Origin of the sequence: Brucella sp. NBRC 113783 (assembly GCF_040372265.1) — a bacterium.
GTDB lineage: Bacteria > Pseudomonadota > Alphaproteobacteria > Rhizobiales > Rhizobiaceae > Brucella > Brucella teleogrylli.
This window is the reverse complement of the sequence record NZ_BAABRX010000016.1, coordinates 1-18680: the sequence shown is the minus strand read 5'-3', so window position 1 is coordinate 18680 and position 18680 is coordinate 1. Positions and strand designations below refer to the sequence as shown.

Sequence of the window (18680 nt, the reverse complement as noted above, 5' to 3'; positions counted from 1 at the left end):
GGATAAGATGGATATTCAGCGCCTTAAACCACATTTGCCCTGGATTACCCTGGTTGTGCTTGTCGCAATCGTGGGTTTCGCTGATCCAGGCTTTTTGCGGCCGTCGAACCTTCTGGGTATAGCAGGCGATATTGTGCCGCTTTTCATCATGGCACTCGGTCTTACCTTTGCGATCTACATTGGCGGTATCGATCTCTCGGCTCAATCGATGGCAAATATGGTAACGGTCATCGCGTCTGTTTACCTTGCATCCCTGGGGCCGTGGGTGGCCGTACTTTGTATTTTGTCGGGCTTTCTTCTTGGCGCGCTTTCGGGCTTCGTAACGACAAGGCTTTATGTGCCGTCTTTCATTTCGACGCTCGCAGTTGGCGGCATTGCGTTTTCCATCGCACAATGGCTCTCTGGTCAACGAGCGCTCAACATGGACGCCATTCAGCGTAACGAAACTTTCGGCTGGATGATCGGCCGTAGTTTTGGTGTGCCGCATGAATTGCTCATCGCGGGGGCATTGGTGGCGATCTGTCTATTTATTGAACGCCGCACCACACTTGGGCGTGCGCTTAAGGCGGTCGGAGCCGGAGAGCTAGCCGCTGCGGCTTCAGGTCTTGATGTCAAGCGTTTCAAGGTTCTGGCTTTCGCCATATCAGGTGCCTTGGCCGCGGTTGCGGGCCTTCTTTTTGCGGTCAAGCTCTCCGGTGGCGCGCCGACCATCGCCAATGGCTTTTTGCTTCCCGCAATTGTTGCTGTGCTGGTCGGAGGCACGCCGCTTACAGGTGGTGTCGGCGGGGTGATCAACACTGTTGTCGGAACCCTTATCGTTGCGGTTATCCGCGCATCGATGCTCTATTTCGAAATCGACGCGACCAAGCAGCAAATGCTGTTCGGCATCGTGCTTATCGCGGCAATCGCCCTGACGATCGATCGCGCCAAACTGCGCACGGTAAAGTGAGAAGGATAGCTCATGAAAATGAAGGCAGCTTTCCTTTCAACTCCACGTCGTTTTGAGGTGCGTGAGATCGATGTGCCTCGCATAGGGCCGGAGGACGTGCTTATACGCGTGGCGCGAACCGGAATTTGTGGAACCGATATTCATATTTTCAACGGTCACTATGCTGTCGATAGTTTGCCGCTGGTTCCAGGTCACGAATTTTGTGGAACGGTTGCCGAGTGCGGTGCCAATGTAAAGCATCTTTCGGTTGGATCGCGCGTCGTCGTTGATATCAATATAGGCTGTGGAACCTGTTTCTGGTGCCGTCGCAACGAGGTGCTTAACTGTGCGGAAGTCACCCAGCTTGGCATTGGCCGTAACGGGGCTTTCGCGGAATATGTTTCGGTTCCTGCGCGACTGGCCATCCCCGTATTTGCCAATATTGCCGATGACATCCTTGCGCTGACCGAACCGGTTGCCTGTGTGGTGCGCGCGGCGCGCAAAGCGGGCGTGAGTTTTGGCCAGTCAGTGGTGGTGCTCGGCGCCGGGCCAATCGGAAATCTTCATGTGCAGATGATGCGGCTGGTCGGCGCAGCTCCGATTATCGTCGTTGATCTTTCACCGGAGCGCTGCCAAATGGCCCTTGCCGCAGGCGCGGACTTCGCCGTAAGCGATCCTGCTGAAGTTCGCCGGACGGTTTTGCAAATGACGGGCGGATGCGGTGCCGACTTTGTGATTGAAAGCGTCGGCAGCCGCAAGCTCTACGAGCAAGCCTTCGATCTGATCAGACGGGGCGGGCACATTGCGTTCTTTGGCATTACCGCACCGGACGAAGCGATACCGGTCAATATTCTTCGAACAGTACTCGAGGAGAACGGTCTGAAAGGCTCTGTGGCCGGCATGGGCGCGGACATGCACGATGCGCTGACCTTGCTGTCGCATGGGCGCTTTCAGACGGAAAATTTCACGAATGCAAGCTATAGCCTGGAGGATATCCAGGAGGCTTTCGAAACCATTGGTCAGCGACCGCAACATCTCAAGACACAGATCGCCATTGCGGCGTGATAAAATCGAAGTGGAGGTATCCGATGGATCACAATAACGCATTTCTTTCGCCCCCGCGCGAAGCGCGTACGTTCGGTTTCTTTATCGATGGTAGGTGGAAGGAAGGCACTGACTACTTCGAACGACTTTCGCCTGGCCATGGAACGCCTGTCACACGAACCGTTCGTTGTACCACCGAGCATCTTGACGAAGCTGTAGGGGCGGCGCGGCGGGCCTTTGAGGATCGCCGCTGGTCGGGATTGTCAGGAGCGTCTCGCGCCGGCGTGCTTCTAAGGGCAGCGGAGATTCTGCGTCGCCGACGCGATGAGATTGCCTATTGGGAGACGCTGGAAAACGGTAAGCCGATCTCGCAGGCTCGTGGAGAAATCGACAATTGCATTGCCTGTTTTGAAGTTGGCGCAGGTGCGGCACGGCTTCTGCACGGCGATAGTTTCAATTCACTCGGTGACGATCTTTTCGGCATGGTGTTGCGTGAGCCTATCGGTGTTGTTGGCCTGATTACACCTTGGAATTTTCCGTTCCTGATTTTGTGTGAGCGCGTGCCGTTTATTCTGGCCTCCGGCTGCACTACGGTCGTCAAGCCATCGGAGGTGACGTCGGCGAGCACATTGTTGTTGGCCGAAGTACTGGCGGAAGCCGGTCTGCCTGCAGGTGTCTTTAATGTGATTACCGGCTCTGGACGTATTATTGGTCAGGCAATGGCTGAACATCCGGATGTTGACATGCTCTCCTTCACTGGTTCAACCGCTGTGGGGCGTTCTTGCGTTCATGCCGCCGCTGACTCCAATTTCAAGAAACTTGGTCTGGAACTGGGCGGCAAGAATCCGATCGTTGTATTTGCCGATGCAGATATGGAAGACGCGGCGGATGCCGCAGCATTTGGAATTAGCTTCAATACAGGACAGTGCTGTGTTTCTTCATCGCGCCTGATTGTTGAGCGTTCAATCGCTGCGGATTTTGAAAAGTTGCTCGTGGAGAAAATGGCCAAAATCGGCGTTGGTGACCCGCTGGATCCAAATACCCAGGTTGGAGCAATAACGACTGAAGCGCAGAACGCTACGATTCTGGACTATATAGCCAAAGGCGGAGCGGAGGGTGCAAAGCTTCTTTGTGGCGGATCGCCGCTTGACCTTGGCCGCGGACAATATATTGCACCGACGCTTTTCTCGGGCGTTTCTCGAGAAATGGCGATTGCTCGGGATGAGATTTTCGGCCCCGTACTCTGTTCCATGCATTTTGATACACTCGAAGACGCGATCCGAATGGCAAATGATACGGTCTACGGTCTTGCGGCAAGTGTCTGGACCAAGAATATCGACAAGGCGCTTATGGTAACACGACGCGTACGTGCCGGCCGGTTCTGGGTGAATACGATCATGGCGGGCGGGCCGGAAATGCCGCTTGGAGGCTTCAAACAGTCTGGTTGGGGTCGCGAGGCCGGGATATACGGCGTCGAGGAATATACGCAAATCAAGTCCGTTCACGTCGAAATAGGCAAACGCTCGCATTGGATAGCATGATGACGACAGGTTTTGATTATGTGATCGTCGGGGGAGGGAGTGCTGGCTGCGTCCTTGCCGCGCGTCTTTCGGAAAATCCTTCTGCACGTGTCTGTCTTATTGAAGCGGGCGGACGGGACAGTCATCCTTTCATCCATATGCCGGTTGGCTTTGCTAAAATGACTACGGGCCCCCTGACTTGGGGGCTCAAAACCACCCCTCAACGACATGCGAACAATCGTGAGATTCCGTATGTGCAGGCTAAAGTACTTGGCGGTGGCTCGTCCATCAATGCCGAGGTTTTTACACGTGGTCATCCGAGCGATTACGATCGCTGGCAAAGTGAAGGCGCTGAAGGATGGAGTTTCAAGGATGTACAGAAGTATTTCCTTCGTTCGGAGGGTAACACGATTCTGTCGGGTGGCTGGCATGGAACCGATGGGCCTCTTGGAGTTTCAAACCTTCCTGATCCACAACGCATGACGCGTGCATTTGTGCAGAGCTGCCAGGAATACGGTATTCCCTATAACCCGGACTTCAACGGACCAACCCAGGAAGGGGCTGGCGTTTATCAGACGACGATCCGTAATAACCGCCGCTGTTCCGCAGCCGTTGGCTATCTGCGGCCGGCCCTGAAACGCCCAAACCTGACTCTGGTCACCGGCGCATTGGTCCTGCGGATTGTTTTTGAAGGCCGGCGCGCTGTTGGGGTCGATTACGAGATCAACGGCAAACAAATGACAGCGCGTGCCGATAGTGAAGTGCTTGTGACGTCCGGTGCAATTGGTACACCAAAACTGATGATGCTGTCAGGCATCGGGCCAGCCACTGCCCTGCGTAGCCATGGCATTGATGTGATAGAGGACCTCGCGGGCGTTGGTGAGAATCTACAGGATCATTTTGGCGTCGATATCGTCGCTGAACTTCAGAATCATGACAGCCTTGATAAATACAACAAGCTCCACTGGATGTTGTGGGCGGGTATTCAGTATTCCCTGTTCAATTCAGGTCCTATCACCTCGAATGTTGTTGAAGGTGGTGCATTCTGGTATGGCGACAAGGAGTGCGCCAGTCCTGACCTGCAGTTCCATTTCCTTGCCGGTGCAGGGGCGGAAGCTGGAGTTCCAAGCGTATCGAAAGGGGCTTCAGGAATAACGCTCAACTCATATACGCTTCGACCGAAGTCACGTGGAACGGTTGCCTTGCGCTCCGCCGATCCGCGGGACTTGCCGGTCATCGATCCCAATTATCTCGCTGACTCGGAAGATTTGAAAATTTCTGTTGAGGGCTTGAAGATCAGTCAAGAGATATTCAATCAGCCGTCCCTGCAAAAATACATCAAGGTGCTGCGCTTTCCTGATAAGAATGTGAGGACGCAGGCGGACTATATCGCTTATGCCCGTCAGTATGGTCGCACGTCCTATCATCCCACTTGCACCTGCAAGATGGGAACGGATGCAATGTCTGTCGTTGATCCGCAACTGCGTGTGCATGGCGTTGACGGCATTCGTATCTGCGACAGTTCCATCATGCCAAGTCTGGTCGGCTCCAATACCAACGCCGCGACCATAATGATTGCAGAAAAAGCTGCCGACATGATCCGCGGCAACGCCTGATCCAATCGATATATTCATAAGAAGGCGGCCATTGGCCGCCTTCTTTTTTCAGTCCCATTCGGGCGTCCAAGGCAGTTGGCCTGACTTGACGACACGATAATCGAGGGCATTGAGGGTATCGATCCTGTTCATATCGATCGACGACAAAGTAAAATCCATAATGTTGAAATTGGCCTTTATATTTTCCGGCCGTGTCGACATCGTATTCAGCGGTATGCCCTTTTGTAATATCCAGCGTAACGCGATCTGCGCTGCCGATTTGCCATAGCTATCGCCAATCTCTGAAAAGAGATTGTGCTTGAATACCTCGCCTCGGGCGATTGATGCATAAGAGGATAGCGGAATGCCTGTCTGCTCTGCGGCCGCCAGAAGTTTTCTCTGGTCCAGCAAAGGGTGGAATTCAATTTGGTTGGTGACGAGCGGCACGTCAACGATCGTTTTGGCCTCATGCATCATGCGTGCGGTATAATTTGATACGCCGATGAAGCGGGTAAGGCCCCGCAACTGTGCTGATTGCAGCAGGCGCAGGGAAGAAGCAATCTCACCGCCTGTGTCGGGCCAATGCAAAAGCAGAACATCGACATGATCAAGCCTGAGGGCTTTCAGACTGGCTTCGACCGAGGGAATAAACTTATCTTCCGAATAATTTTCGGGATGCACCTTTGTTGTAATGCACAGTTCGTCACGGGCAATGTCACACATCGCCAATGCGTGGCCCGTATCTGTCTCATTGCCATACATTTGCGCCGTATCGAAGGCTCTGTAGCCTGCGGCAAACGCTGCTTCCATGGCATTTCGCAATTCCGCTCCCTTAAGCGGATAGGTACCAAAACCGCGCTGAAAGCTCTTTTGAAAATAGATGTTCATGTGTCCTCTCTGATTGGTGTTGAGGCTGCGCGGCGAGAACCGGCTTGCGTGCCCGCACCGCTTGTGATTAATGTATAACTAGTTAGTTACTTAATGCAAAGGCATGTGGAGGTTTTGATGCGGAAGGTGAAGTCAGCGGAGGACGCGGTAAAGCTCATAAAGGACGGTGCAGTCATAGCCGTCAACTCATCGTCCGGCCTTTGTTGCCCTGATGCCGTTTTGAAGGCTTTGGGTGAGCGGTTCGACAATGAGGGGCACCCGCGCGGCCTGACTTCAGTTCATCCGATTGCGGCCGGCGATTTCTTTGGCACGCGCGGCGTCGATCATATCGCGAAGCCCGAAATGCTTGTCCAGATTATCGGCGGCTCATACCCATCCGGGCCCAGCAATGCCGAGCCTCCGCTTATCTGGCAGATGATTGTGCAAGAGAAGCTGGCCGCATGGAATGTGCCTTCCGGTATCGTCTTTGATATGTTGCGTGAGGGCGCGGCCAAACGGCCCGGTGTGCTGACAAAGGTCGGGATGGATACTTTTGTGGATCCCGATCAGGAAGGCTGCGCTATGAACGCCAGCGCACGCGCGAAACCATTGGTCAAGCGGGTTTCTTTTGAAGGAGAAGACTGGCTGCATTTTCCGGCCATTCGTCCCGATGTAGCGATCATTCGCGCGACGACCGCCGATGAGAAGGGCAATCTCACCTTCGAGCATGAAGGCGCGACACTTGGAGCGATGGAAATGGCGCTGGCCGCCCGAAATTCCGGAGGCATCGTAATCGCACAGGTGAAGCGTGTCGCGGCAAGCGGTACAATCCGCCCGCATGACGTTCGGGTGCCCGGTATTCTGGTCGACGTGATCGTAGAGGCGCCCGATCAGTTGCAAACCACGGCAACGCAGTACGATCCGGCGATCTCGGGCGAGCTTTTCCGTCCGCTTGATAGTTTCGATATACCAAAGCTCGATGTGGGCAAAGTCATCGCGCGCCGCGTTGCACAGGAACTGAAGGCTGATTGGGCGGTCAATATTGGTTTCGGCATTTCAGCCAATGTACCGCGAATCCTGATTGAAGAAGGACATCACGGAAAAATCACCTGGGTTATCGAGCAAGGGGCGGTAGGTGGTGTGCCGTTGCTTGATTTCAAGTTCGGTTGTGCTTCCAATGCCGAGGCGTTTGTCGCTTCCCCGCACCAGTTTAGCTATTTTCAGGCAGGGGCTTTTGATTGTTCGCTCCTGTCATTTCTGGAAGTCGATGCCGACGGATCGGTCAATGTCAGCCGACTGGCGGCAACGCCACATCGCACCGCAGGCGCAGGCGGTTTTGTCGACATCACCACTCGGGCAAAGAAAATCGTTTTTTCCGGCAACTTCAATGCGGGCGCAAAGATGCGCGTCGAAGACGGCCGCCTCGTGATCGACAGGGAAGGCAAAATTGCGAAGTTTGTTCGTAAGGTGGATCAGGTCAGCTTTTCCGGCAAGCGTGGCCGCATGCAGGAACAGGATGTGACCTATGTCACCGAGCGTTGTGTGATCCGTCTGGAACAGGACGGGCTCGTTGTGACGGAAGTTGCGCCCGGCATTGATCTTCAGCGCGATGTTCTCGATCAGGCCGCTACACCATTGCGTGTTTCCAGGACTTTGAAGACGATGGACGGAGCGCTGTTTCGCCCTGGCCTGATGGAACTTGCACTATGAGTGATGCACGTATCGAGCTTCTTTTAGAAGGCCATATTGCGCGCCTGACAATTCGGCGCGCGGAAAAACTCAACGCAATCGATGCCGGCATGGCGGATGCCCTGCTTGACGCCTGCCGAAAGATCGAGCGGTCCGATGCCGGTGTGGTCATTCTCACCGGAAAGGGGCAAAAATCCTTCTGTGCGGGCGGCGACATAGATGCCTGGAGCCAACTCGATGCGGATAATTTTTCACGCCGCTGGTTGCGTGATGGACATGACGTTTTCGATGCGCTGGCGCGGCTGAGCGTGCCGGTCATCGCTGTGTTGAACGGCCATGCTTTGGGCGGCGGACTTGAACTCGCGGCCTGCGCCGATATGCGCATCGCGGAAGCACATGTGAAAATAGGCCTGCCGGAAACCGGTCTCGGGGTGATACCCGGCTGGTCGGGAACCCAGCGTGTGTCGCGGCGCTTCGGCTCTGGACTGGTTCGCCGCATGGCGCTCTTTGGTGAAGTGTTTTCTGCCGATGAGGCGCTTTCGCTTGGTCTGGTAGATCAGGTCGTCGCGACGGGAAATGGTTTGATGGCTGCTGAGGCGTCTGCCTCTCGCTTGCTGCAGCGGTCGCCGCGCGCAACGGAACTCGTCAAGATGCTGATCAATGTCGCTGAAGGCGAGGAAAGCGAGCGTATTGTGGAGGCTCTGGCCGGAGCGGTCGCTGTCGCTTCGGATGATTTGGAAGAAGGTCTTGCAGCCTATCGGCAGAAGCGCCCCGCCAGTTTCAAGAAATTCCGCCGGTGAGATGGGCATATGATATCCGACGATAAACGTTTTCTGACGGAGCTTTTTCATAGCGCGGTTGCTGCTGCCGATCCACAAAAAGCGCTTGGCGCTCACCTCCCCATTCCTCCACGCGGGCGGACGGTCGTGATCGGCGCCGGTAAGGGCGTGGCCCAGCTTGCTTCAGCATTTGAAAAATTATGGGATGCGCCGGTCGAGGGCGTTGTGGTGACGCGGTATGGCTATGCGATGCCTTGTGATCATATCAAGGTAATGGAGGCCGCGCATCCAGTGCCGGATGCCGCAGGGCTGGAAGCATCCAAGGCGCTTTTCGAAGCGGTTCGGGGCCTTACCAAGGATGACCTCGTTGTTGCCTTGATTTGCGGCGGCGGATCAGCGCTGCTCCCAGCCCCGCCGGGGGCTCTGACGCTGGAGGAAGAGGCCGCGATGAACAAGGCGCTTCTTGCAAGCGGCGCTCCAATATCTGTGATGAACGCGATCCGCAAGCAGGTTTCGGCAATCAAAGGCGGGCGTCTGGCTGCGGCTTGCTATCCTGCGCGTCTGGTGACGCTGGTTGTATCTGACATTCCCGGCGATGATCCGGCACAAGTCGCCAGTGGGCCAACCATACCTGATGCCATGGATCGTCAAAGCGCGCGCAATCTGGCCAAGGTTTGGAATATTGGTCTTCCCGAGCGCATTGAAGCGTGGCTCGCAGGAGATCAAGGGCTGGCGCCAAAGCCGGAAGACGCTGTGTTTGCGGGTAACGAGGTGCGGGTCATCGCTTCTGCGCGTCTTTCTCTGGAAGCAGCGGCCGGGCGGGCGGAGGCCATGGGAGTTCCGGCGGTCATTCTGTCGGACGCGATGGAGGGTGAAGCACGCGATGTGGCTCGTGTTCACGCGGCAATGGCGCGTGAAATTGCAGCGCGTAATCGCCCTTTCACCCGCCCCGTTGTCATGCTTTCGGGGGGCGAAACAACTGTGACCATCAAGGGCACTGGTCGTGGCGGGCGCAATACGGAGTTCCTTCTGTCCCTTGCACTTGCAGCCGAAGGTGTTCCTTTCGTCGCACTGGCGGCCGATACCGACGGTATTGACGGTTCAGAGGATAATGCCGGTGCCTTTGCTGATGGACACAGTATGCAACGTTTACGAGAAATGGGGATGGACCCTTTTTCGCTCCTTGCTCGTAACGATGCGTGGAGTGCATTCAACCAGTTGGGAGATTTGTTTATCCCCGGTCCGACGGGAACGAATGTCAACGATTTCCGTGCAATCCTGATTCGATAGACAGCCAGCCCGCGCTTTATGCATCGCGCGGGCTGAAATTTCTTCTTATGTCGGCACGGGCGCGTCTTCTCGTAACAAGCCTTTTTGCTTGAGGTCGTTCCAGAACTCCGTTGGAATCGGATGGGCGAACCAGGCGAGATTTTGCTCCAGCTGTTCAAGCGTGCGCGTGCCCGCCATGAAGGATGGCACGGCTGGATGGGCAACGACAAATTGAAGCGCTGCAGCGGCCAGCGGCACATTGTGCTCCAGGCAAACAGCTTCGATCTTTGCCACTTTTTCCGTGATTTCACGTGGTGCAGGGGCGTAGTTGTACTTGGCGCCTTCGCGTGCGCCCGTGGCAAGGATGCCGGAATTAAAGCCACCACCAACGACAACGGCAGCACCGCGTTCCTCACACAATGGCAGGAAAGTATCGAGCGCTTCCTGCTCCAGTAGCGTATAGCGGCCAGCCAGCAGGAAGCAGTCGAAATCATTACGCTTCAGCGCTTCGTGGCACACTTCCCATTCATTGACGCCAACGCCGATTGCCTTCACGAGTTTCTCGGAGCGAAGCCGTTCCAGTGCTCGCCAGGCGCCATCCATTGCCTGATTGAAAACCTCGGCCTGTTCGCTGCCGCGCGTGTACACATCAATATCGTGGATGAAGCACATATCCATTCGCTCCAGCCCCAGGCGTTGCAAACTGTCTTCGAACGCACGTAGTGTGCCATCATAGGAATAATCGAAATGCATAGTGAATGGGGCTGCATTCGTCCACGGCGCAAAGTCGATTGTATTGCGTGGCGCGGGGCGTAAAAGTCGGCCCACCTTCGAGGCCAAGACGAAATCATCACGTTTTTTCCAACGCAAGCTGTGGCCCGTACGCAGTTCTGCCAGACCATGGCCATACATTGGAGCTGTATCGAAGAAGCGTATGCCAGCATTCCAGGCGCGAGAGAACATTGCTTCGGATGTCGCTTCATCAATCTCGCGGAAAATATTTCCCAGCGGCGCTGTTCCAAATCCGAAAGCGGTGACCTCGAGGTCGGTTCTACCAAATTTACGTTTTTCGTCTGGCTGCATGAAACTCCTCCATAAGTAACCAATTGGTGCATAATAATCACGAGGCGATTTTTGGTGCAAGCCGCTTCCTTCGGATCGCATCTTTTCTGTCTTGACCTTGCAAGGAATAAGAATGTATGTAACTAGATAGTTACTTTATTGGAGGAGATGCCGATGTTTCTCACGCAGACACAACAACAGGCACGCGATATGGCGCGGGCCTTTGCCGACGAAATGATACGTCCCGTGGCGGAAATGCTGGACAGGGAGGAGCGTTTCCCTGCGGATCTTTATGCCGAGATGGGTAAACTGGGCCTTTTTGGCATTGGCGTACCCGAAGAACTCGGTGGGCCAGGTTTTGACACGCTGACCTATGCCGTCGTTATGGAAGAACTGAGCAGGGGCTATGCGTCTGTCGCCGATCAGTGCGGCCTTATAGAGCTCATTTCCACTCTATTGGTGCGACATGGCACGAGCCACCAGCAGGCTATGTTGCCGGAGATTCTTTCGACGCAAGCAAAGGTAGCCTATTGTATAACCGAGCCCGAAGCAGGCACTGACGTTTCAGGCATTCGCACGACAGCGGAACGTGACGGCTCTGGCTGGCGGCTCAATGGCGGCAAGATCTGGATCCACAACGCGCCTGTCGCAGATTACGGATTTGTGCTGGCGAGAACCGACAAGGAAGCTGGTAATCGGGGGATGTCCATTTTTATTGTGGACCTTCATGCCGCAGGTGTCGAAAAAGGTCCTAAAGAACACAAAATGGGTCAGCGTGCGAGTCAGGTCGGCGCTTTGACATTTACCGATGTCCGCCTGTCCCCCGATGCCATGCTTGGCGTTGAAGGTCGCGGGTTTCATATGATGATGTCCGTGCTCGACAAAGGCCGTGTCGGTATCGCATCGCTTGCGGTGGGTATCGCTCAAGCCGGTCTTGAAGCTGCGCTTGATTATGCAGGGACGCGCAAGCAATTCGGCAAGCAGATCGCTGAATTCCAGGGTGTGCAATGGCTGCTGGCCGATATGGCAAAAGATATTGAAGCTGCACGGCTTCTGGTTCAATCGGCGGCATCAAAAATCGACAGCGGGGGTGATGCGACCAAAGCCTGCTCGATTGCCAAATGCTTTGCTGGCGATATGGCTGTTCAGCGCACCGCAGACGCTGTTCAGGTTTTCGGAGGCTCAGGTTATATCCGCGGTTTTGAAGTCGAGCGGCTTTATCGCGACGCCAAAATTACACAGATCTATGAAGGCACGAACCAGATACAGCGCATGATCATCGCGCGAGAACTCCTGAAAAAAGGAGCCAGGGCGTGAACGCACACAACAACCATCGGGTTGCGCTGGTGACCGGATCATCGCGTGGCATTGGGCTTGCCGCGGCGCAGGCTTTGGCCAAGGAAGGTTTCGCTGTCGCAGTCAACGGCCCGTCAGACGATGCGGAATTGGCTGCGGCGGTGGAAAAAATTGCATCTTTGGGCGCTCAAGTCACGGCTGCCCCATTCGACGTCACTGATATTGCCGGATATGAAACTGCGCTTGATCAGATTGAAGCGAAACTGGGACCGCTTACCACGCTTGTCAATAATGCGGGCGTCGGCGTTTTGAAACGCGGCGACATGCTGGACGTCTCAGAAGAAAGTTGGGACCGCTGCTTTGCCGTTAACTCGAAAGCTGTGTTTTTTTTAAGTCAGGCCTTTGCGCGACGCCTTCTTGAACGGCAGCGGTCGGCAAGCCTCCACTCGATTATCAATGTCACGTCTTCAAACGCGGTGGCTGTAGCTGTCCAACGCTCGGAATACTGCGCTTCGAAAGCCGCCGCCGCTATGATTTCCAAGGCGCTGGCAGTGCGCCTGGGACAAGACGAAATAGCCGTCTACGACGTGCAGCCGGGATTGATTGCAACAGAGATGACAGCTCCGGTTATTGAATCCTATCGCACGCGCGCCGAGCAGGGCCTCACCTTGTTTCCGCGCGTCGGAGACCCGCAGGATATCGGCACCCTCGTAGCTTCCTTAGCTTCTGGGCGGCTTCCTTATACAACTGGCATGACGATTCCTGCTGACGCGGGCATGCTCGTACCACGCTATTGAGGTTACACCATGAAGATTGCACTTCCCGACGCAAGCGGTCGGCTCTCGGACTATCATATGAGTGGCAAGACGATTGCGTCCGCGAAACTTGGATCAAATCCCGCACGTATTATCTATTCCGCTGCTCATGTCGTGGCTGATCCATTCACGGCCAGGGATCCTTCCGGACGCGCTGCGATCGACTGGAGCAAGACGATGGAATTCCGCCATTATCTTGCTGGCCTGGGACTTGGAATAGCGGAAGCTATGGACACGGCGCAGCGGGGCATGGGGCTCGACTGGCCGGGAGCACTTGAACTCATACGCCGCACACGTGAGGAGCTTCCTGATGCGCTGGTCGCTAATGGTTGTGGGACGGATCATCTCGATCCTTCAAAAGTTACAAGTCAGGATGAGGTGCGGCGGGCATATCTGGAGCAGGTTGAAGCCGTCCAGAAGATTGGCGGGCGCATTATCCTTATGGCATCACGCGCTTTGGCGCGTGTCGCGAGTGGACCGGATGACTATATCAAAATTTATTCCGAAGTGCTTTCGGCATGTGACAATCTGGTAATACTGCATTGGCTTGGCGATATGTTCGACCCGCAGCTTGCGGGCTATTGGGGGGCTTCATCCGTCGAGCCGGCAATGCAAACGGCTCTCACCATCATCGAGAACAATAGCCAGAAGATAGATGGCATCAAAATATCGCTGCTGGATAAGCAAAAGGAAATTCAAATGCGCCGCCTGTTACCGGCTGGCGTGAAGATGTTTACGGGAGACGATTTCAACTATCCCGAACTGATCGAAGGCGACAGTGAAGGATTCTCGCATGCCCTCCTGGGTATATTCGATCCCCTTGCACCTGCGGCAGCCTATGCTGTCGAACAACTGACGAATGGAGACAAGGCGGGCTTCCGTGCGACATTGGACCCAACGGTGCCGCTTGCAAGGCTGATTTTCCGTGCGCCAACCCAATACTATAAAACAGGCGTAGTTTTCATTGCTTGGTTGAACGGCTTTCAAGATCACTTTGTGATGTTGAACGGCGCACAGGCTATGCGTCCACTTCCTTATTTTGTCGAACTTTTCCGGCTTGCTGACCAATGTGGTCTGTTGCGCCATCCCGAGCGCGCAGCAGACCGCATGAAAAAGCTGCTGGCGCTTTATGGAGCCTGATGATGCGTGATTTCTCGCAGGATCACTCAGCACTTGCGCTCAACACTGCCAGTCTGGGCCACAATCTCGACGGCCATGGCGCCGGTTGGTCCCCCGAGCGGCTTATTGATGCCTGTGCGGCGCGCGGTTTCGGTTCGATCGTGTTCTGGCGGCGTGAAATCGGCAGGCGCGCGGTGGAGATCGGTGAACGAACGCGGGCGGCGGGCCTTTCGGTTGCCGGGCTGTGCCGTACGCCATTTCTTGTCGGGGCTGATGCGGTCAATCGGGATGTTGTGATTGATGGTGCAAAGGCGTCAATCGATATGGCCGCCGAACTCGGCGCGGCTGTGTTGACCATTGTCGTCGGTGGAGTACACCCAGCTTCGAAAGGTCCGGCGGAAAGTCTGAAGATTATTGCGGACCGCCTTGGTGACATCGTGCTTTATGCAGCCGAACGCAATGTTAGGTTGGCGCTCGAGCCTCTTAATCCCGTATATGCCGGTAATCGTTCCTGCTTGACCACCCTTCGCGATGCCGTTGACATTTGCGAGGCGCTTGCCGAGCCCAATCTTGGTATTGCAGTCGATGTTTATCATGTCTGGTGGGATACTGACCTTCCGGCTCAGTTGAAGCGAGCTGGCAAGGAGCGCATCTTGGGATACCACCTTTGTGACTGGCTCGCGGATACCAGCGATGTGCTGCTTGATCGCGGCATGATGGGCGATGGCGTCGCCGATCTGAGGTTCATTCGAGAAAACATTGAAAATGCCGGTTACGACGGACCTTGCGAAGTCGAAGTCTTCTCGGTCGATAATTGGTGGAAGCGGGATCCGGGCGAAGTCCTCGATGTTATGGTTGAGCGGTTCCGCACAGTTTGCTGAAGCTCTATTGGAGAAACTGATGAAAGTCCTTGTCGCAGTAAAACGGGTTGTCGATTACAACGTAAAGATCCGTGTGAAGGGAGACGGTTCGGGCGTTGAGCTTGCCAACGTCAAGATGTCGATGAACCCTTTTGACGAGATTGCGGTTGAAGAGGCGATCCGTCTGAAGGAAGCTGGCAAGGTAACGGAGATTGTGGCTGTTTCGGTTGGCCCGGCACAGGCGCAGGAAACGCTGCGCACGGCGCTCGCCATGGGTGCGGACCGCGCCATTCTGGTCAAGACCGACGAGACGGTCGAGCCACTCGGCGTCGCCAAGGTGTTGAAGGGTGTGGTCGAGGCTGAACAGCCGGACCTCGTCTTCCTCGGCAAGCAGGCAATCGACGACGATGCCAACCAGACCGGCCAGATGCTGTCGGCGCTCTTGAACTGGAGCCAGGCAACCTTTGCCTCCAAGGTGGAACTGGCTGATGGTTCGGCCAAGGTCACGCGCGAAGTGGATGGCGGTCTGCAGACCATCGATGTGAAGCTTCCGGCGATTGTCACGGTTGATCTTCGTTTGAACCAGCCGCGTTATGCGTCGTTGCCCAATATCATGAAGGCGAAGAAGAAGCCGCTGGACGAGAAGTCGCCTGCCGATTTCGGCGCCGATATTGCGCCACGCCTCAAGGTGCTGAAGACCGAAGAGCCGGGTGGCCGCAAGGCTGGCGTCAAGGTTGGCTCGGTTGCCGAGCTGGTTGAGAAGCTCAAGGCTGACGGCATCATCTAAGAAATCGGAAGGGACGAGATAAATGGCTATTCTTCTTATTGCCGAACACGACAATGCAACCCTTTCGGACCAGACGGCAAAGGCGCTGACGGCAGCTGCCCAGATCGGCGGCGATGTCGATATTCTGGTTGCAGGCAAGGGCGCAAAATCTGCAGCCGATGCAGCCGCCAAGCTCAAAGGCGTGCGCAAGGTTCTGCTGGCTGAAAGCGATGCGCTGGAAAACCGTCTGGCCGAGCCAACGGCAGCGCTCATCGTGGAACTGGCCGCCAATTACGACACGATCATCGCACCGGCGACGACCTCGGCCAAGAACATCCTGCCGCGCGTTGCAGCGCTTCTCGATGTGATGCAGTTGTCCGAAATCATGGAAGTGGTGTCGGCGGATACGTTCAAGCGTCCGATCTATGCGGGCAATGCGATCCAGACGGTGCAGTCCACCGACGCCAAGAAGGTGATCACGGTGCGTACCGCTTCCTTCTCCGCAACGGGCGAAGGCGGTTCGGCTGCCGTCGAGAACGCAACGGTGCCTGCCGATCCGGCCCTGTCGAGCTTTGTGGGCAATGCGCTGTCGGCTTCGGATCGTCCGGAACTGACCTCGGCGAAGATCATCATCTCGGGCGGTCGCGCACTTGGTTCGGCTGAAAAGTTCCAGGAAGTGATCCTGCCGGTTGCCGACAAGCTCGGTGCGGCGGTTGGCGCCAGCCGTGCGGCAGTCGATGCGGGCTATGCGCCAAACGACTGGCAGGTTGGCCAGACGGGCAAGGTGGTTGCACCGGAGCTTTACATCGCTGTCGGCATCTCCGGCGCGATCCAGCATCTGGCTGGCATGAAGGACAGCCGCGTCATCGTCGCCATCAACAAGGATGAAGAAGCGCCGATCTTCCAGGTTGCTGATTATGGCCTCGTCGGTGATCTCTTCACCGTGCTGCCGGAGTTGCAGAAAGCTATCTGATACACTTAGAAAACATCCCTATGCCTGAGTTATCCAGGCGATGGGGATGTTTCATTACGGCCAATCGCAGGAACAAAGCCGTGATAACGATTCTTGACTGGCAATCAGCTGGATTACTGTGCGGCATTCGCGCTTCCAGTTTTTCGCCGAGAGCTTCATACGGCCGACGGAGCCACAGCCCCCGAAACTCAATCAACCTAGCGCCAAGGCCGACTGCATGTCGATACGGAAAAGGTCTCTATGAAGGACGGCGACACCATGAGGTAATCCTGGTGCGATTGCTGAAACTTTTCTGAAGGCGGCCACGTTCTTCGGGGGTGCGGATAAAAACTTGGACTGAGTTATACGTTAAGGCCAAGACTTCTTCGATACTCAATCGGGCTGAGCGACCCCAGTGATAATTTGATGCGCTTCTCATTGTACCATTGGATGTAGGCATCAACCTCGTGGACAAACTGTTCGATCGTGACTGTCTTCCAGTCTCGGGGATAGAAGAGTTCCGTTTTCAATCGACCGAAGAAGCCCTCGCACGCGGCATTATCCTGCGAACAGCCCTTGCGGGACATTGAACGAACCATCTTCGCATCGCTGATCCGAGTAAGCCAACCCGGCCAGCGATAGTGGGCTCCACGGTCAGAATGGACGATTGTCCCGCCTTCGCCGTCGGTAACTGTCTCGATGGCGGCGTCCAACATTTTATTGACCAGCCTCGCATCGGGTTGTGTTCCAATGGACCAACTGATCACCATGCCATCGAAGCAATCTATGATCGGCGACAGATACACTTTGCCGGCGGGAATTTGGAATTCAGTGATGTCCGTGAGCCATTTCTCGTTCGGTGTTTTCGCACGGAAATCGCGGTTGATCAGGTTCTCGGGCGCAGGAATGATTTCTCCCAGGTACGAGCCAAAACGCCGTCGCCGTGGTCTGACTACGACCAAACGCTCTTGTTTCATCAATCGCTGCACAACCTTTTCCGATATTGTCACACTCTGCCTGGCAAGCAACGCCTGCAGTCTGCGATAGCCGTAGCAGCGATGGTTGCTTTCGAATATTTCCGTCAGGTTGCGACGGATGGTGACGTACTTGTCTTCGAAGTTCACTCGGGTGCGATGGTAGAAGTACGAGCTTCGCGCAATCCCCAGCTGCAAAAGCAGTTCTGACAATCGATAGGTATCTTTGAGGGCGTCAACCAGCTGTGTCTTCTCCCGATTACTCAGGAGTTGCAGATCGACGCCCAGGCCTTTTTTTAGCAGTTCATTGGCCTTCTTCAGCAGATCGTGTTCGAGTTGCAATTGGCGGATATCGCGCTGGAGGGCTTCAAGCTGTCGCTCGAGTTCTTCACGCTCGGGCGCTGGCGCATAGGCTTTGCGGCGTTTCATGGATGAGGCAGCCTCATGACCGAGTAACTCATTCTTCCAAGCGTACAACGTCGGCCGGCATACGCCTAGCCGCTCGGCCACTTGCTGGGCGCTTTCCTCTCCACTGCAAAGAGCAATGACCGCGACTTGCTTCAACGCCTCGGGATAGGTCGGACGCCAGGAGCGACCGACCATCGAAGTCCTCGTCTCTGGAAACGCTTCTCGAACCCATGCTGTCAAAGTTCCACGACCTGGATAGCCCAACGCCCTCATCGTCGCAGAGATACAGCGATCGTGAATGCGGTAGTGTTCAAGCGCCGCCTGCCTCTGGGCCTCAGAAAACTTCGGTGCGCGAGCCACACAACCAACACGTAGGTCTTGATGTTGCTGGTATTCGCGATACCAGTTTCTCAGCGCATTCTTTGTCGGATAACCCAATTGGCGGATCGTCGCCTTAACTCGCTTGCCAAGCTGGATATACAGCTCAACGGCGCGAATTCTGTCTGCATGGGAATACATGAACTAACTCCTGGTGGTCCAAGTTTTAGTCCGCATCCCCGCCGGGTCAGTTCTCAGTGGCAATCAACAAACGGGGCATAAAGTGCTTCAAGGTAAGCGCTGTTTTCAGGCCACGGCTTTGAGATCGTGCGTTGCGGCATAGGCCCAAGGCAGCAGGTCGTCGATCTGGCTATTTGGATGATTGTTGACGATCTTGGTGAGGACGTCTGAGAGATAGG

At 55.4% G+C, this 18680-nt stretch carries 17 protein-coding genes; 13 read left to right on the top strand and 4 right to left on the bottom strand.

Annotation, left to right across the window (positions count from 1 at the left end; all coding sequences use genetic code 11):
* Positions 1-7: 7 nt before the first annotated feature.
* The 4 genes from ABWW11_RS23970 to ABWW11_RS23955 are packed head-to-tail and all read left to right on the top strand — an operon-like array spanning position 8 to position 5108.
* A complete protein-coding gene (locus tag ABWW11_RS23970) occupies positions 8-949 on the top strand; it encodes an ABC transporter permease (RefSeq protein ID WP_078341244.1) in 942 nt (313 codons plus the stop codon).
* 12 nt (positions 950-961) lie between these two features.
* On the top strand, positions 962-1993 hold the full coding sequence (locus ABWW11_RS23965; protein ID WP_244597055.1) for a zinc-dependent alcohol dehydrogenase: 1032 nt from the start codon (positions 962-964) through the stop codon (positions 1991-1993).
* A 23-nt stretch (positions 1994-2016) separates the two neighbouring features.
* Positions 2017-3513 carry an aldehyde dehydrogenase family protein gene (locus ABWW11_RS23960; protein WP_109366360.1) on the top strand — a complete coding sequence of 499 codons (1497 nt, stop codon included), beginning with the start codon at positions 2017-2019 and terminating at the stop codon, positions 3511-3513.
* Positions 3513-5108: a GMC family oxidoreductase gene (locus ABWW11_RS23955; RefSeq protein ID WP_319080928.1), complete on the top strand. Its 1596-nt coding sequence runs from the start codon at positions 3513-3515 to the stop codon at positions 5106-5108. The genes ABWW11_RS23960 and ABWW11_RS23955 overlap by 1 nt, the downstream gene beginning before the upstream one ends.
* 48 nt (positions 5109-5156) lie before the next feature.
* Here the strand turns inward: ABWW11_RS23955 and ABWW11_RS23950 are convergent, their stop codons facing one another.
* Positions 5157-5975: an aldo/keto reductase gene (locus ABWW11_RS23950; protein ID WP_078341247.1), complete on the bottom strand. Its 819-nt coding sequence runs from the start codon at positions 5973-5975 to the stop codon at positions 5157-5159.
* 117 nt (positions 5976-6092) lie between these two features.
* On the opposite strand from ABWW11_RS23950, the gene ABWW11_RS23945 reads away from it, so the two are divergent.
* Genes ABWW11_RS23945 through ABWW11_RS23935 form a run of 3 tightly spaced genes read left to right on the top strand, consistent with a single transcriptional unit; the run spans position 6093 to position 9712 of the window.
* A complete protein-coding gene (locus ABWW11_RS23945; RefSeq protein ID WP_109366359.1) occupies positions 6093-7664 on the top strand; it encodes an acyl CoA:acetate/3-ketoacid CoA transferase in 1572 nt (523 codons plus the stop codon).
* Positions 7661-8443 carry an enoyl-CoA hydratase/isomerase family protein gene (locus tag ABWW11_RS23940; protein WP_109366358.1) on the top strand — a complete coding sequence of 261 codons (783 nt, stop codon included), beginning with the start codon at positions 7661-7663 and terminating at the stop codon, positions 8441-8443. Before ABWW11_RS23945 ends, ABWW11_RS23940 begins: the two co-directional genes overlap by 4 nt.
* 9 nt (positions 8444-8452) lie before the next feature.
* Positions 8453-9712 carry a glycerate kinase type-2 family protein gene (locus ABWW11_RS23935; RefSeq protein WP_109366357.1) on the top strand — a complete coding sequence of 420 codons (1260 nt, stop codon included), beginning with the start codon at positions 8453-8455 and terminating at the stop codon, positions 9710-9712.
* Between the two features lie 45 nt (positions 9713-9757).
* Here the strand turns inward: ABWW11_RS23935 and ABWW11_RS23930 are convergent, their stop codons facing one another.
* Positions 9758-10774 carry an aldo/keto reductase gene (locus ABWW11_RS23930; protein ID WP_319080927.1) on the bottom strand — a complete coding sequence of 339 codons (1017 nt, stop codon included), beginning with the start codon at positions 10772-10774 and terminating at the stop codon, positions 9758-9760.
* Positions 10775-10927: 153 nt separating this feature from the next.
* Between ABWW11_RS23930 and ABWW11_RS23925 the strand changes: the two genes are divergently transcribed.
* From ABWW11_RS23925 to ABWW11_RS23900, 6 genes are read left to right on the top strand one after another with little or no spacing between them, the layout of a single operon-like run.
* The gene (locus tag ABWW11_RS23925) at positions 10928-12070 is read left to right on the top strand and encodes an acyl-CoA dehydrogenase family protein (RefSeq protein ID WP_109366355.1); all 1143 of its coding nucleotides are present in this window, start codon (positions 10928-10930) and stop codon (positions 12068-12070) included.
* Entirely contained in the window at positions 12067-12846 is a 780-nt protein-coding gene (locus tag ABWW11_RS23920) for a 3-ketoacyl-ACP reductase (RefSeq protein ID WP_109366354.1), read from the top strand. Before ABWW11_RS23925 ends, ABWW11_RS23920 begins: the two co-directional genes overlap by 4 nt.
* A 9-nt stretch (positions 12847-12855) precedes the next feature.
* On the top strand, positions 12856-14004 hold the full coding sequence (locus ABWW11_RS23915) for a dihydrodipicolinate synthase family protein (RefSeq protein WP_109366353.1): 1149 nt from the start codon (positions 12856-12858) through the stop codon (positions 14002-14004).
* Between the two features lie 2 nt (positions 14005-14006).
* Entirely contained in the window at positions 14007-14864 is an 858-nt protein-coding gene (locus ABWW11_RS23910; RefSeq protein ID WP_109366460.1) for a sugar phosphate isomerase/epimerase family protein, read from the top strand.
* 19 nt (positions 14865-14883) lie between these two features.
* Positions 14884-15630 (top strand): electron transfer flavoprotein subunit beta/FixA family protein, encoded by a 747-nt coding sequence (locus ABWW11_RS23905; protein ID WP_109366234.1) that lies wholly within the window; start codon positions 14884-14886, stop codon positions 15628-15630.
* A 22-nt stretch (positions 15631-15652) separates the two neighbouring features.
* A complete protein-coding gene (locus ABWW11_RS23900) occupies positions 15653-16582 on the top strand; it encodes an electron transfer flavoprotein subunit alpha/FixB family protein (RefSeq protein WP_109366352.1) in 930 nt (309 codons plus the stop codon).
* Between the two features lie 341 nt (positions 16583-16923).
* On the opposite strand, the gene ABWW11_RS23895 is transcribed toward ABWW11_RS23900, so the two are convergent.
* Together ABWW11_RS23895 and ABWW11_RS23890 are read right to left on the bottom strand one after the other, a co-directional pair.
* Entirely contained in the window at positions 16924-18462 is a 1539-nt protein-coding gene (locus ABWW11_RS23895; RefSeq protein ID WP_109366351.1) for an IS3 family transposase, read from the bottom strand.
* A gap of 105 nt (positions 18463-18567) precedes the next feature.
* Positions 18568-18680 (bottom strand): transposase domain-containing protein (locus ABWW11_RS23890; protein WP_353411743.1); only part of this gene is annotated, 113 nt, incomplete at its 5' end.